General features: G+C 53.0%; 11 protein-coding genes and 3 tRNA genes. 4 read left to right on the forward strand and 10 right to left on the reverse strand.

Going from position 1 to position 14,271, the window contains the following annotated elements:
* Positions 1 to 18: 18 nt before the first annotated feature.
* A complete protein-coding gene (malQ, locus tag ACLHIJ_RS08120) occupies positions 19 to 2,166 on the reverse strand; it encodes a 4-alpha-glucanotransferase (RefSeq protein ID WP_411297257.1) in 2,148 nt (715 codons plus the stop codon).
* Between the two features lie 140 nt (positions 2,167 to 2,306).
* On the opposite strand from malQ, the gene ACLHIJ_RS08125 reads away from it, so the two are divergent.
* On the forward strand, positions 2,307 to 3,203 hold the full coding sequence (locus ACLHIJ_RS08125) for an acyl-CoA thioesterase (protein WP_411297256.1): 897 nt from the start codon (positions 2,307 to 2,309) through the stop codon (positions 3,201 to 3,203).
* Between the two features lie 281 nt (positions 3,204 to 3,484).
* Here the strand turns inward: ACLHIJ_RS08125 and ettA are convergent, their stop codons facing one another.
* From ettA to ACLHIJ_RS08150, 5 genes are all read right to left on the reverse strand, one after another.
* The gene (ettA, locus tag ACLHIJ_RS08130) at positions 3,485 to 5,167 is read right to left on the reverse strand and encodes an energy-dependent translational throttle protein EttA (RefSeq protein ID WP_411297255.1); all 1,683 of its coding nucleotides are present in this window, start codon (positions 5,165 to 5,167) and stop codon (positions 3,485 to 3,487) included.
* Positions 5,168 to 5,422: 255 nt separating this feature from the next.
* Positions 5,423 to 5,941, reverse strand: coding sequence for a single-stranded DNA-binding protein (locus ACLHIJ_RS08135; RefSeq protein ID WP_411297254.1), 519 nt, complete (start codon positions 5,939 to 5,941; stop codon positions 5,423 to 5,425).
* A 101-nt stretch (positions 5,942 to 6,042) separates the two neighbouring features.
* Positions 6,043 to 6,195: a hypothetical protein gene (locus ACLHIJ_RS08140; protein WP_411297253.1), complete on the reverse strand. Its 153-nt coding sequence runs from the start codon at positions 6,193 to 6,195 to the stop codon at positions 6,043 to 6,045.
* Between the two features lie 241 nt (positions 6,196 to 6,436).
* Entirely contained in the window at positions 6,437 to 7,921 is a 1,485-nt protein-coding gene (locus ACLHIJ_RS08145) for a GTP-binding protein (protein ID WP_411297252.1), read from the reverse strand.
* A 2-nt stretch (positions 7,922 to 7,923) separates the two neighbouring features.
* On the reverse strand, positions 7,924 to 9,468 hold the full coding sequence (locus ACLHIJ_RS08150) for a GTPase domain-containing protein (RefSeq protein ID WP_411298901.1): 1,545 nt from the start codon (positions 9,466 to 9,468) through the stop codon (positions 7,924 to 7,926).
* A gap of 166 nt (positions 9,469 to 9,634) precedes the next feature.
* Here ACLHIJ_RS08150 and ACLHIJ_RS08155 point away from each other — a divergent pair.
* Positions 9,635 to 9,707, forward strand: a tRNA-Arg gene (locus tag ACLHIJ_RS08155).
* Positions 9,708 to 9,726: 19 nt separating this feature from the next.
* Positions 9,727 to 10,395 carry an oligoribonuclease gene (gene orn, locus ACLHIJ_RS08160; protein WP_411297250.1) on the forward strand — a complete coding sequence of 223 codons (669 nt, stop codon included), beginning with the start codon at positions 9,727 to 9,729 and terminating at the stop codon, positions 10,393 to 10,395.
* A 158-nt stretch (positions 10,396 to 10,553) separates the two neighbouring features.
* Here the strand turns inward: orn and ACLHIJ_RS08165 are convergent, their stop codons facing one another.
* The 3 genes from ACLHIJ_RS08165 to ACLHIJ_RS08175 all read right to left on the reverse strand — a co-directional run bounded on the left by ACLHIJ_RS08165 (position 10,554) and on the right by ACLHIJ_RS08175 (position 13,467).
* Positions 10,554 to 11,915, reverse strand: coding sequence for a phosphotransferase (locus tag ACLHIJ_RS08165; RefSeq protein ID WP_411298902.1), 1,362 nt, complete (start codon positions 11,913 to 11,915; stop codon positions 10,554 to 10,556).
* A gap of 464 nt (positions 11,916 to 12,379) precedes the next feature.
* Positions 12,380 to 12,454, reverse strand: a tRNA-His gene (locus tag ACLHIJ_RS08170).
* 83 nt (positions 12,455 to 12,537) lie between these two features.
* Positions 12,538 to 13,467 (reverse strand): RimK family alpha-L-glutamate ligase, encoded by a 930-nt coding sequence (locus ACLHIJ_RS08175; RefSeq protein ID WP_411297248.1) that lies wholly within the window; start codon positions 13,465 to 13,467, stop codon positions 12,538 to 12,540.
* 411 nt (positions 13,468 to 13,878) lie between these two features.
* Here ACLHIJ_RS08175 and ACLHIJ_RS08180 point away from each other — a divergent pair.
* Positions 13,879 to 13,951: transfer RNA gene (locus ACLHIJ_RS08180), tRNA-Lys, on the forward strand.
* Here ACLHIJ_RS08180 and ACLHIJ_RS08185 read toward each other — a convergent pair.
* The gene (locus ACLHIJ_RS08185) at positions 13,917 to 14,240 is read right to left on the reverse strand and encodes a helix-turn-helix transcriptional regulator (RefSeq protein ID WP_411298903.1); all 324 of its coding nucleotides are present in this window, start codon (positions 14,238 to 14,240) and stop codon (positions 13,917 to 13,919) included. The genes ACLHIJ_RS08180 and ACLHIJ_RS08185 overlap by 35 nt on opposite strands.
* Positions 14,241 to 14,271: the final 31 nt, after the last annotated feature.

Raw genomic sequence — 14,271 nt, forward strand, 5'->3', positions numbered from 1 at the left:
GCGCGCAGTTCCCTCTCCTCAATCGCGAGAGCGCTGCAGTTCCTCCGTAAAGGCGGCAACCAGGGATTGCAGTCGAGGATTCGTGCCCAAATCTTCGACCAAAACCACCTGTTCCGTCCCATCAGCTAGCGGGATTCGCCAGTTCGGATACTCCTGGTCAGTGCCCGGCTGATTTTGCGCCCGGCGCTCACCTACCGCATTCACCAATCCGACCTGCAGCAGCGGTGCTGGCGTCTGAGCGATATAGCAGTGCAACGCCTCAATAATCTCGCGCTCTGTTGGCTCTTCGCCAACTAGCCCATGTTCCCGAAGCCGCTGAAGAACCCGCTCTTTTTCCTCACGAGCTTCCTGGCGCATCTGCTCAACCGGATGTACCAGCAAGCCCAAACTATCGCGCAAGTCCACATGCTCACCGGCAAGATAACCGGCCGCTGGTGGCAAATCATGAGTATCGACCGAAACGAGGGCATCCGAACGGAAATCGTGCGGGTGGATCGGCCAGCCATTCTCGTCCTTTTCAAACCAGAACACAGACGTGCCAAAAATTCCCCGCTCACGCAGATAATCGCGCACCCAAGGCTCAACCGTCCCCAGATCTTCCCCGACGACGATCACTCCAGCCCGATAGGCTTCCAATAGGACGATTCCTACCATCGCCTCATGGTTGAAACGCACATACGTTCCATCCTTGGGGGTAGATCCCTCAGGAATCCACCACAGGCGGAACAACCCCATAATATGATCGACCCGTAACATACCAGCATGACGCATGACCGTGCGGCACATATCCCGCAGCGGAGCGTACTCCATCGCTTCCATCGTGTCCGGACGCCACGGCGGCTGGCTCCAGTTCTGCCCTTGCTGGTTATACATGTCCGGCGGTGCACCCACACCAATCCCCTTTGCAAAGGCTTCCGGATTCATCCATACATCGGCGCCTTCGGGATGGATACCCACCGCCAGATCATGCGCAATACCAATTCGCATACCACAAACCAGGGACTGGCGCTGCGCTGTGCGCAACTGTTCATCCATCACCCATTGCAGCCACGCCCAGAAATCAACGCGATCTTGTAACTCTCGCCGCTCACGCTTGACGTATGGCGAATGAATATCCTGCAACTGGGCCGGGAACTCAGAGCCATATTTCTCTTGCAGAGCACACCATAACGCGAAATCTTCTAAACCTTGCCCCTCGTTTTGGCGGAACACCATGAACTCACGTTGACGTGCCTCAGAGCGCCCCGCAGCATAGATGACGTCCAGGGCTTCCCGTTTCGCCGTCCACACCGCATCGCGATCAATGAGGGAGTTCTCTGTGGAGAGCTTCTTGACATTTTCTGCCGCCCACGTCACCAAAGCCCGCTGCGGGCCGGTCATATAGGCCACCTCACGAATATCTTCGGGGCGAATATAAATCGGGTTAAAGAAACGACGAGTAACCGGCAGATACGGCGAAGGCGACATCGGCGCGATAGGCTCTGCAGCATGGAGCGGGTTAACCAGCAAATAGTCTGCGCCAAGCGACCCAAAGAGCGATCCCATCTCTGCAAGATCTGCCGTATCGCCAATCCCCCAGGAATCACGAGAACGCACCGAGTACAACTGAGCCATCATGCCCCAGGCTCGACCTTGAAGTTTCTTGCCTACCTCAAGGCGTGCCGGAGTCACGATCAATGAGCCCCGCGCCTCATGAATCTCCGAGTCATCCGCATGCCATACTCGCGCTCGCAAGGTGTGGTATCCCAATGCTGTTCCCTCAGGAACAACAAACGAGGCTTGACCGACGGTATGCCCATCAATAGTGCGCGGCTCAGTAAAATCGTCGATCTGGCGAGCTGCCAAAATTCCGCCGTCTTCCAAAATGATGTCAACCTCCACGTTCCATCCGTGTGGAACGTGAACACCGAACGGAGTCTGACGATCATTACGCACGACGAGGCAGCGCGGCACAACCCGACGCCAGTCACGATCTGCCAAAGTAGCGAGCTCCCGCTTGATGGCTTCATCTGTCGTCGCGTCAATATCCATTGCCTGGAACACCGCAACAAGGGTTTGTGCAGATACTTCGTTGTAGTTCCCGTCAAAATCCCAGAAACTGGTGGCTACCCCATACGCATCGGCTAATGCGGCTAGCAGATCGCGATTGAGCTCCTCGTGCGTCATTGCAACTCCTTGGTTGTATGTAACTAACACAGATTTTGCCAGAGTGTGCGGCGTTTCTAAAAACCTATTAGCGGGTTTGCAAACTTCTTCGCACGCGAGATAATTAAACGAGCTTTTTGTCTGCTCACCAGGAGACGATCATGTCATATCTTGCTATTCCAAAAACTACTGATGAACCCTTGGCTTCCGTGCTGGCAACCTTGCGGATGCAAGAAGTCGAAGCTGGGCGTTACGTGGGGAAAAACTTGCCGCAATTATCTGGTCGAGTCTACGGTGGGCAAGTTTTCGCTCAGGCCGTGGTCGCCGCTTGGGCAACTATGGATGAGGGGTATGCGGATCGGCATATTCACTCCATCACTGCAGCATTTTTACGTCCTGGAAAAATTGATGAACCGACGGTGTTCGAAGTCGAAGATGTGCTTGATGGGCGCTCATTTTCCACTCGGCGCGTTTTGGCGTATCAAGACGGTAATACCATCTTCTCGGCACGCGCGTCTTTCCAAAAACACCAGGCTGGCGTTGAGCACCAATCAGTGCAACCCGCTGCCCCCGATCCGCATACACTGGAATCCTCGGCTCGGTTCTTCGCCCAGTTTGATCATCCGGCTGCACGGGCAATGAGTTCGACTAATGCGGTTGATCTGCGACACGTCGGCGGTCCTATCTGGCTCAAGCCGGTAGAACCGACGAGTGAGCCGACGTTGATCTGGTTTAAGCTGCGCAATCCTATGCCCGCAGATTCCTCCCAGTTACTTCACCGCGCTATCCTGGCTTACAGTACCGATCAGTTCATGTTAGAGCCGATTCTGCGGCGGCATGGAATGTACTGGATGAGCAAAGAGATCTCGCTAGCTACTCTCGATCATTCAATTTGGTGGCATCGCGATGTCGATATGTCACGCTGGATCCTCGCTGAGTTATCTTCCCCGAGTGCGCAAGGTGGTCGAGGTCTGTGTGTGGCACGTTTCTTTCAAGAGGGTGCCCATATTGCCACGATGTCCCAGGAGGGAATGGTTCGTATGCGCCCCACTAGCTAGCGGATCTGTTTAAGATATGCGAGAAGTGTTCATCTAAACGAGATACCTATCGCGCCTTGGTATTTCTAGCAAGCTCATAGGCGGCCAGGTTATCCGCATAGGCTATGGCGCACTGAACGGTGTTTCAAAAGCTAGCTGATAAAACAGCAAGCCAGAAGAAGCGCCCGTAGCTACACCACCGCATTATTCGGGGAGGGCAACGAAAATATCTCGTTGCCCTCCCCGACCTCTATGAATTACGTCGTCAATTACCTATAACGACACACCCCTTGCTCAGGTTATCAGTGACGCGTGAACTTGCGATGCGTCGTCGCATTTGGCCGAGCAGCTTCCTCGCCTAAGCGTTGGATCTTGTTCTTTTCGTAGGACTCGAAATTCCCCTCGAACCAGTACCAGGCTGCAGGATTTTCCTCATTGCCTTCCCACGCCAAAATGTGAGTGGCTACGCGATCCAAGAACCACCGATCGTGGGTAATAACAACCGCACAGCCGGGGAACTGCAAGAGGGCGTTTTCTAGAGAGCCCAGCGTTTCCACATCCAGATCATTCGTCGGCTCATCTAGCAAGATCACATTTCCGCCCTGCTTAAGAGTCAAAGCGAGGTTTAACCGATTTCGTTCGCCACCGGAGAGAACGCCTGCAGGTTTCTGCTGGTCAGCCCCCTTAAAGCCGAATGCTGACACGTATGCACGGGAAGGCATCTCGACCTTACCAACTTGAATATAATCCAGCCCGTCCGAAACGACTTCCCATAAGGTCTTATCCGGATCAATTCCTGCTCGGTTCTGATCTACGTAGGAGAGCTTGACCGTCTCGCCGATACGCAGGCTTCCTTCATCAAGTTCCTCAAGGCCGACGATGGTCTTAAACAGCGTCGTCTTTCCAACGCCATTAGGACCAATAATCCCGACGATACCGTTACGTGGCAAGGTAAAGGATAAGTCATTGATAAGGACCCGTTCACCGAAGCCCTTACGCAGATCTTTTGCCTCAATAACCAAGTTACCTAAGCGTGGCCCTGGCGGGATCTGGATTTCTTCAAAGTCGAGCTTGCGCGTGCGCTCAGCCTCTGCCGCCATCTCCTCGTAACGAGCCAGACGGGCCTTTGACTTAGCTTGACGCCCCTTTGCCGAGGACCGCACCCACTCCAGTTCATCCTTGAGGCGTTTTTGCAACTTGGCATCTTTTTGCCCCTGGACTTTCATCCGCTCGGCCTTCTTCTCCAAATAGGTCGAGTAGTTTCCTTCGTAAGGATAGAGCTTCCCGCGATCAACTTCCGCAATCCATTGCGCCATATTGTCCAAGAAATAGCGGTCGTGCGTAATGGCAATAACTGCCCCAGGATACTTAACGAGGTACTGCTCCAGCCAAAGCACTGATTCGGCATCTAGATGGTTCGTCGGTTCGTCAAGCAGTAGCAGATCCGGAGCCGATAACAGCAATTTACACAGAGCAACTCGGCGGCGCTCACCCCCAGATAGCACATCAACAATGGCATCTGGTGGCGGGCAACGCAATGCTTCCATCGCCTGGCCAAGTTGCGCGTCAATATCCCACGCATCGGCTGCATCAATTTCCGTCTGCAGCTTGCCCATCTCATCCATGAGCGCATCAAAATCAGCATCTGGATCAGCCATTTCCATACCGATCTCGTTATACCGATTGACTTTTGCGAGAATATCAGCCACGCCCTCTTGGACGTTTTCTAATACCGTTTTTCCTTCGGTTAATGGCGGTTCCTGAAGCAAAATCCCCACCGTATAGCCTGGCGACAGCCGCGCCTCACCGTTTGAGGGCTGATCCATACCAGCCATGATCTTCAGGATTGTCGATTTACCAGCACCGTTAGGACCAACCATGCCGATCTTTGCGCCAGGATAAAACGCCATCGTCACATCATCAAGAATGACCTTATCGCCCACCTTTTTGCGAGCGTGGATCATTTGGTAAATAAACTCAGCCACGATACTCCATTACTGCGATTTGCTCCGGCATACGCGCCTGCGAGCATTGTCTTTGCTCTGCCTATGCTATCGGTTGTCAGGTCACTTTGGCGCCTACAGGTAAAGAGGAATCGCCCACGTCGAAACATGTACAGCTCTCTTGACTACCTTTGCGACGCCGCCCATCAGCTCACTGCTCCACCCCAGCCATAAGCACAAACTGGGCTACATACCCGCGATACCCGCTCCACGGCTACTCGGCATACCATCATCTCTTCATTCTGCCTGCCTCTCCAACGAATCCGAGATAGCGGCTTGCGGTTCCCCGTACTCGCTGTTTTCTGCTTGTATATCCGTCTGATTTTCCCTAAACTCCCCAGCTTCACCAAAGACAGGCGTTAAGGAGCGCATCCCATGTTTGGCGAACTGTACCGTGCCAGTGGCTAGCTCTACCCCTATGGAATCTGCCAACACGAGCAGCTCATTACGCTCTATCCCTGCACTATCGGTATATGGCCGGACATTAAGTTGGCCACGAATCAGAACCGGCATTCCAGTATGTAAAGACGTTGCCGCATGACGTGCCAACGCTCCATAGCAGCGCACTGAATACCAGGCAGTATGCCCGTCTTGGTATGAATCACGGGCACGGGAATAACGCCGAGGGGTTACTCCGACTCGAAATACCGTCGTAGTACCAGAGCCGCCTGAGGGATGCTCCGAGTGTGAGTTGTTGTTATACAACCGCGGTGTCGCTCCCACCCAACCACGGATCGTAATGGTCGTTTCATTCATTTTCATTCTCCTTCATAGATGGACCAGGAGATATGAGTGTGCCTGAACGGCAATACGATAGGAGGCCTGCCGCAACGATCTGTGGAAACTACATACGCACACTAAAACTGTGGATACTTCTTAAGCGGATGTTGATTGCCATTACCTCCCGCTTTCGATTCCGTTTTGCTTCGAGTTGCCACCTCTGCTTTTCCGCCTTGCTTTCCGTACCCCGTCTTACCTGAATACCCAACCGACTTCTCACGGCTTCTCACTAGATTTCCAGCTAACTAATATGCTTGTCCAGGCCAAGAACGTAGCCACTAGAAAGAGCTGAGGCTCACCCTTTTCCTACTAGCCCATCCCACATATCTATTGCTGAAATCTCAAAACCCGTAAGAAGAGCTACCACCCCATAACGTAACGAATTACGAAAACTCGTCACTATCGCCGGTGTTCACAACAACGCACCTGGCAGCCATTAGCCACCCGCCAACATCGGCATACACGCATTACTCAGCGAGCAAAAACCTCATCATCTAATGCCTGGCGCGTCTGACGATGCAGAGCTAAGATCTGCGCTGGACCATCAACCATATACCGCCGAGTCACATCATCAAGCGCCACCTGCACTTGACGCTCATAAGCACGGGCCGCACGTTCAGCCGCACAACGCAGACGGCGACGTGCCCAATACCCCACCCCTAAGCCAATAATTACACCTGCAGCACATATACCGCCCCGCCCGATAGCCGCAATACCTGGCACACATACAGCGATCACTATCCCTAAAAGGGCGATACACCCCGCAGCAAAAATCAACCCAAAGGGAGCACGACGGGAAATACGAGGAAGATCAATAGATCGCAACGTCGTCCCAATCGCCCGACGAAACTTCTCCGCGCTACTGACCGATTCCACTGCCGCGGCTTTCCACAAAGATGGCAACCCTCGCCCAACTTGCGCCACCCACGCATCGCGGATAGCCGTCACCATCGTCATTGCCGGCTGATCTGGCACAACAAAGGCATGCGAACTCAACGTTCGCCCAGAATCGGCAATCGCTTCCACCACTGCCGGAACACCGGAGGACTGAACAATCGTCTGCGACATCTGGGCAATAACGTCATCGGATAACTCCATCTCGCTTTGCCCCACATTCGCCCGCAGGCGGGCGGCAATAGCATCTAACTCTGCCGCAGCCGTGCGAACACAAGCCGATGGCTGCTCAGCCGCACGCATAATACATTCACGCACCTGACCGACACCCTCACCATACAAAGCGGAGGCAGCCAAGACTCTCACACTACTCAGCCCATCACGATCCAAAATCGCGCGCACATCCGCCAACAATTCCCCACGCTGCTCACAAGGCACAGTATCAATATGGTTCATTACTACAACCATCGAATCCTGCCGTAGCCGCAACGCTGACAAATAATCACGATGCAGGATTTGATCGGCATATTTTTGGGGATCAACAATCCACACCAACAGATCTACCATCGGGATCAATCGGGAAACTTGCACCGAGTGCCCAACCTCTACCGAATCGTGGTCCGGCACATCCAAAACCACTAGCCCCGACGGATACTGTGAGCCCGCGGTAAGAATTGACGAATGTTCAATCCGTCGCTCCTTATTGACCTCCAAATAATCCAACAAAGATTGCGCATCCGTATCGAATGTACAGGCCGACGCATATTGGGTCGTCGGGCGAATCTCACCGGCATCCGCAAAATCGAGTTCCGTGATGGCGTTAAACATGGTCGATTTACCCGATCCAGTTCCCCCCATCAAAGCAACGACGGTCAATCCAGCCCCTAAACGCATGCGTTCCTGTGTACGGGCAAGATCATCCTGCGCTCGCCCAGCCACGTATGGATCAAAAAAGGCTCCTCCCGCACTAACCGCACGCTGGAGCGCCTTTAACCGCCCAGTAACCTGCTCATCGTCTCGCAGCACCTGTAGCACCTCTACCACGTCATTCTTCTTTCGCATCCCTACTGGTATAAGAACTCGCTCGCACGAGCCCGCAATACTGCAGCAGGTGGCATCGCTATCTCATCAATAATCGCGATATAAACTCCGACGAGTTCGCGCAACGCCTGACGAACTCGATGCGATAAATCATCGCGAGCTTGGCGAACCTCCGCCGCATATCCCAACGACTGCGCAATCGTTTGCGCACCAGCAATTCCCCCAGCAGCCACCCCAATCAAAGCTGCCGTCCCCGAGGCAGCTAACCACGGATTTGGCGATACCTGGCGTCGAGCGAGATCCGCCTTCCAACGATCCACTGCCCGCTCCACAATCGCATCCATATCGACGCCTACCGCCGCTTGCTGGCACAGTTCCTCAGTCTGAACAACATCTTGCCGCCACGCTTCAGTGACATTCATATCAGCAGCCGTCAGTCCTTGAGTGAGCGCTACGCGAACTGACGTCAGCACCGATTCAAATACGGTTATCATTGCGCGATCTCGAATAGCACTACGAGTAGCAAAAAAGCGCGGTTTGCGTCTGGCTACTAATTTTGCCAATGGTCCTCCCGCAGAAGCTAAGGAAAGCCAGGAGGTCGTCGGCGCACCATTAGCAAAACGCCCATGTTCGATATTGGTCAGCAATTTATCAATGGGCGCTGCTGCTGCCTCACGCGCCTTATCTCGCAAATCTATTCTGGCGTGTTCCTGCAGATCAACAACATCTGCCAACATCAACAAATCCGAGCGAAGCTGCGGCAAGGTCGCTGCGGTCGTGCGATCAACCAAAGCGTTACCCGCCTGAGTTCGCGCAATCAACTCCACCCATTGACGAATATCAGCGATTTCTTCAACCGGCAGTAATCCCGAATGAGGCCCCATATCTCGCACCATAAATAGCGGACTATCAGCCATCTGCATTGACGCCATTCGCCTCATCAGATCAGCTCGCACCGGAGCCAATGCACGATCTGGCACACGATCTAGCACAACAGCACACGTTATGCCGCGTTGATGCGCCATCGTCAAGGTGTTCCACGCAAGCGCGTCCCCATACCGCGAAGCCGTCGTCACAAACACCCACAGATCTGCCGAATCAATTAATCGCGCCGATAGCTCCCGATTCGAATCATCAACCGAATCCAGATCTGGCGCATCGACGATAACCACGCCACGAATCGCCCGCTGATGGCATACGCAGGTCCCTAAATTCAGTAACGCATGATCCTGCAAGGCCGCCTCGTCATCAGGATGGATAACAATAATAGGCGTTCGCGTCGTTGGCCGGAGAATCGACGCTTGCGAAATCTCTTCTCCAATGAGTGAATTAACCAACGTCGATTTTCCAGCACCTGAGGATCCCCCAAACACCATTACCGTTGGGGTGCTCACCTGCCGTACATGCGGCAAAATCCTGTTCTCTAGCTGAGTGATGAGCTGCCGACGTGTTTGTTCCCATTCATGAGCGCCAGGCATCTGCAAAGGCAGGCTCGTCGAACGCAAGGCCGCTACCGTGCGCTCAATTCGATTCGCCATATCATAACGAGAAATTGCCGGGATACTCACGTCTATTATTCTTCCTCAAATACGCGCAAAATTCGATGAGCACGTGATAAACCGATACGCTCTACATCCGCGCCGCTCACAGGCTGACCAGTTGATTACATAACAAAAGATCTTGGCGCATAATTACCGTAGCGAAGCTAACACCAGGTAGTATGTGAGCCGCATTGCCCTCATAGCTCAGCGGATAGAGCAGTGGCCTTCTAAGCCATGTGTCGCAGGTTCGAGTCCTGCTGGGGGCGCTCTTGGTATGGTTAATAGGTGAGTACTTTTTCTGCGCAAACGACCCCTATCGTTTGGATTGACTGTGAAATGACCGGCCTAGATATTGAGCACGACGATCTCGTCGAAATAGCCGTGGTTGTCACAGATAGCGAGCTGCATCCATATAACGCCGGCTTAAACCTTGTCATTAAACCATCTGCCCAGGCTGTCGCCAATATGGATTCTTTCGTCCGAACAATGCACACTCGAACAGGGTTAATTGACAAGTGGGATGACGGATTGACCATCCCTGACGCCCAGAAAAAAGTGCTGGCCTACGTGAAGAGGTTCGTCCCGGAAGCGCGTAAAGCTCAAATCGGCGGCAACTCAATCGGGATGGATAAGATGTTCCTATCGCGGGATATGCCGGAACTTATTGAGCACCTCCACTATCGCGTCATTGACGTCTCCACCATTAAAGAGCTAGCAAAACGCTGGTATCCGCGCGTATATTTTGCGGCGCCCGCTAAAACAGGCAATCATACGGCCCTCGGAGATATCTACGATTCTATTGACGAGCTGCGTTACTACCGGAAAGCATTATTTCCTGACGGTGACGGGCCCAGCAGCGAAGAAGCAAACAGCTACGCTAAGGAGATTTGCGAGAACCTCACTCGCACCCAAGCGGAAGAGCACGCCATGCAGCGCGCTCGCGGCGATGAATAACCTCCACAGTTCCCGATAACTAGCTACCGCTAACTACCGTAAAGCGCGCTCAATAAAACACTTTCGCCGTGCGTATTGAGCCGCATACCTTAAACACTGCCCCTGCTCTGGCAATGTTGTTGACGACATTAAAGGGTCAAGACGGCAGTCAGTTGCTGTTATATCGGCGCAATATCGATGAAGCACTCCGGCGTCACCGGAACAACCCGACCATGACGAGCACATTCGTACCACCACATGGCACGCCGCATCCTCGCCCGCGCTTCTCGTGGAGCATGGGCGACGTCACTGTTTGACGCAATCGAAATCGTGACTGCCGCTGCCCGCAAATATAGATCACGCCCATCTACACGCTTTTCCAGATAGGCGCACCAGGAACGCAGCACCCGCTCTGCCTGCGGATAGTACGAACAGCGCAACCCTCCGGGGTTGAGTAGCTCTACCTCGTCACGATATGGCTCCTGCGGATCTGCCACCACCCAGCGATTCTCCGTCAGGAACGGCAAAACCGAGACGTGGGCCAATAAACATGCCCAATCGTCATTTCGTTGCCCGGGTCCAATATGATCGAGATCAATCATGGCCAAACGCCCGTCGTCTTGCACAAAAACATTCGCCTCAAAAAAATCACCATGCGTGGGAACACTTGGTGCGCAAACAGTATCAACATGGCGAGAGACGCTGTCAGCAATCACATCAATCGCCGTTGCCCACTCCGGCATATACGCCCGAGCATTACGGGCATACTGTGTTATCCGTTTTGACCATGACGGGTAAACATCAAATTCGGCAATGGTCGCTGGCATCGCTGCTAGGAGACGTTCCAACTCACCAATGCGCTCACAGGCCACATCAGGACGATAGGCAATATCGTGCGATAACGGATAGCCGCTAAGTGAACGCGTCACAATCAAACCATCTGAGGCAGCAAAGGCCAATATAGCAGTATCAATCTCACCCGAGGTCATTACATCAACACGACGTATGAGAGCTTGCGCGTGACGTTTCTGGACGACTTTTCCATACGCATAGGCCCGATCATGCACATGGTATTTCACCACCGCCCGACGGGTAGGACGATATACCACGACTCGCGAAGTTAAACCCGGCAGCCCTAAGACGTCGGCAATATATTGATCGTCTACCGCACGCGATAGTGCAGGCAACAGGGGATCATGGGGAAAAAGCCAGAGGGTTACGGGGGAAATAAACGGAGATGGCGGATCAGCGATCTGATAGCACGTCTCAGAATTATCCTGGACGTATGTGGAACTAATACGCTCCGTTGACGCCACAATATAGTGCTCTTTCCCCTGTCTATCGCTTATCGTGTATCCCACGGATATGCCCGCCCCCGGGCGCATGTGCGGCTTATCCCAGGAGAATTGCGCGAGCTGAACACCGAAGGCAGCACAGGCCAGCTCAAGAAGATCTCGCATCGCCTGCGAACACATATATTGCACGCAGGCAGCACGGACGCGAGTCTCATCCGCAGACGTATTCGACAAGCCAGAAGACATATCTCCATTCGACCACAATGTCCGTCATCTCGCACGGCGCCAGGCATGTATTTTCTCAATCGCGCCGCCAGCACACATAGCTCCCCCACCCTAATAGGTTCCGGAGCTACATATTATTTTCCAACCTTAAGGTCAAAAGCATGTCTGAAATCGGGGTTTTTCGTTGTCATAATGCCTGAAATTCGCAATTTTCCAAACCTGGTAATTAAGAATGCATGGCTTCTCGCGGCTATGGGTAAAGTTATGCTGCATACTCTGGCGAACTGAGAAATAGTAAGACCACGACCGAGAGGATTCGCTATCGGGGTTACTATTCTGCGCAAAATGAAACATACGTGCAGCAGACAGCCCCACACAGGCGGTGATTACAGTAAAGACCGCCACACAGAAAGCTGCAATCAGCTCCTGTGGGTCCCACACGCAAAACCTACAACAAAAGACGTAGGCAAATGCCAGCAAAAAAATGGGGTGGCTGACGGGGATTGAACCCGCGACCCTCTGGACCACAACCAGATGCTCTACCGCTGAGCTACAGCCACCATTGCAACGGAGAAAACTATATCAACACTGCGAACAGAAACAGAAACTCGCTACGGTGAAGCCGCTCACCTACCGAGGAGCATCACCAAAATGCGCGCGTCTGAATAGCGTCTGCAAACCTCTCCAGATGGTCAGAATCCGCCGACAGATACAGCGATCCGTCAATCAAGGAAATCTCCATGACGTAGAATTCTTCCGGTGATTGTGGACCGCCGCGCACAATATCTACCCTATTGAACAGCAGCAACTCATCTCGCCCGTTAACTTCTTTAATATACCCGTGCAAAGCCTGGCGGATTTTCTCTCCCCAACGCCACGATTCTTCTGAGGCATCTGCCGAACGAAGCACTTCCTCGACCACCCCAGAATCCTTCGCATTTCGGAAACGCGGGTGCAGCATTGGTTCTTTCTCCACCTGATACGAGGCCAAGCCGTTGAGATAAATCAATGAGGTTTCGCCAACTTCATCAATTTGTTTCAGGTAACGCTGAACCATCACGGATCGCCCAGCGTTGAGTTCATACTGCGCATGAGCAATCGCTTCACTTCGCGACGACACGTCGGTAGCAGTGTAACGCCCAGTACCACGCCCGCCAGAAGAAATCGCTGGTTTGATAACAAAATCCCCGTTAGCAGGAAAACGCGAATGAATCTGCTGTTTGGATAGATTTTGCTCTGGTTCTAGCCACATCGTCGGAATAATTGGCAATCCATGACGAGCAAGGGCTTGCATGTAGTGCTTATCCATATTCCAGCTCATCGTGTCAGCCGAATTGGCAATCCGCGGAATGGAACGTGCCCACTGCCGGAATTTATCTGGATACTTCGCATAATCGCGCACTGATCGAACAACGACGAGATCTGCCTCGCCCCAATCCACACTGGGATCATTCCATACCGCAACACGGGGTTCAATCCCTCGATCGCGAAGGGCGTCAGGGAGATCTTTTTCGTCCTGGTCGAGCTGCGGAAGCTCGCGAGACGTCGCTAGAAAAACTTTCGGTTGAGCCACAGCCCCAACTCTAGTGGATTTTGTGCGGACCGTGCAGGTGCTTGAATAATCTGAACGGCAGATCACGAAGAATCTTCAGTAGTAAGAAGCAGTGACGCACACTGACGCTTTCAGATGTAACGCACAAGATTTCCTCTTCGCGCTTTGCTACTGCTAGCTCTGTTGCCGGTAGTGATTATCTAGAGCCTGTACCTGTCGCAGGTTTTACGATTAATTCTCGTGCAAGCTGCCTGAGGCAAACCTCGGACGCAGATATATTTCCGCTCTACGCCCGAGCTTCACCAGCAGCTCACGCCCCGCCTACCATTGACGCATAGCCAGACAATAGTAGCTTGTGCATGAAGTCACAGCCCTTAGCACGAAAATAACTTGCCTTTGCCACCTGCGCACACTAAAGTAGTTTTTCGTTGCGCACCGCTAGCTCAACTGGCAGAGCATCTGACTCTTAATCAGAGGGTTCTGGGTTCGAGTCCCAGGCGGTGTACAGATGAGACGCTCGACATAGTTCGGGCGTCTTTATTCATATCTGAGATAAAGAACTGAGATAACGGAATATCGAACAATTCTGAAAGCGGTCCAAGGTCATCGAGCTTCCATGCCCTACGTCCCGTCCACTTCATAGAAATCGCGCCCTGGGTCACTCCTAGCGCTCTCGCTAGATCACCTTGCGTCAACAACCGCCGAGCCGCTTCGGCGCGCACATTAGCCGCAACCAATTGCGAAACATATAGCGGTCTATCTAATTCAGAAACTTCAAGACTATGCATGCTCATAACACGAGTTTAGCCAATTATTACAAATCGT

The organism is Trueperella sp. LYQ141 (assembly GCF_046599555.1).
GTDB lineage: Bacteria > Actinomycetota > Actinomycetes > Actinomycetales > Actinomycetaceae > Trueperella.

What these genes read in the sequence shown, in the direction of transcription:
- malQ (WP_411297257.1), bottom strand. Translation starts at nt 2,166, where the DNA reads ATGACGCACGAGGAGCTCAATCGCGATCTGCTAGCCGCATTAGCCGAT.
- ACLHIJ_RS08125 (WP_411297256.1), top strand. Translation starts at nt 2,307, where the DNA reads ATGTCATATCTTGCTATTCCAAAAACTACTGATGAACCCTTGGCTTCC.
- ACLHIJ_RS08135 (WP_411297254.1), bottom strand. Translation starts at nt 5,941, where the DNA reads ATGAATGAAACGACCATTACGATCCGTGGTTGGGTGGGAGCGACACCG.
- ACLHIJ_RS08145 (WP_411297252.1), bottom strand. Translation starts at nt 7,921, where the DNA reads ATGCGAAAGAAGAATGACGTGGTAGAGGTGCTACAGGTGCTGCGAGAC.
- ACLHIJ_RS08165 (WP_411298902.1), bottom strand. Translation starts at nt 11,915, where the DNA reads ATGTCTTCTGGCTTGTCGAATACGTCTGCGGATGAGACTCGCGTCCGT.
- ACLHIJ_RS08185 (WP_411298903.1), bottom strand. Translation starts at nt 14,240, where the DNA reads ATGAGCATGCATAGTCTTGAAGTTTCTGAATTAGATAGACCGCTATAT.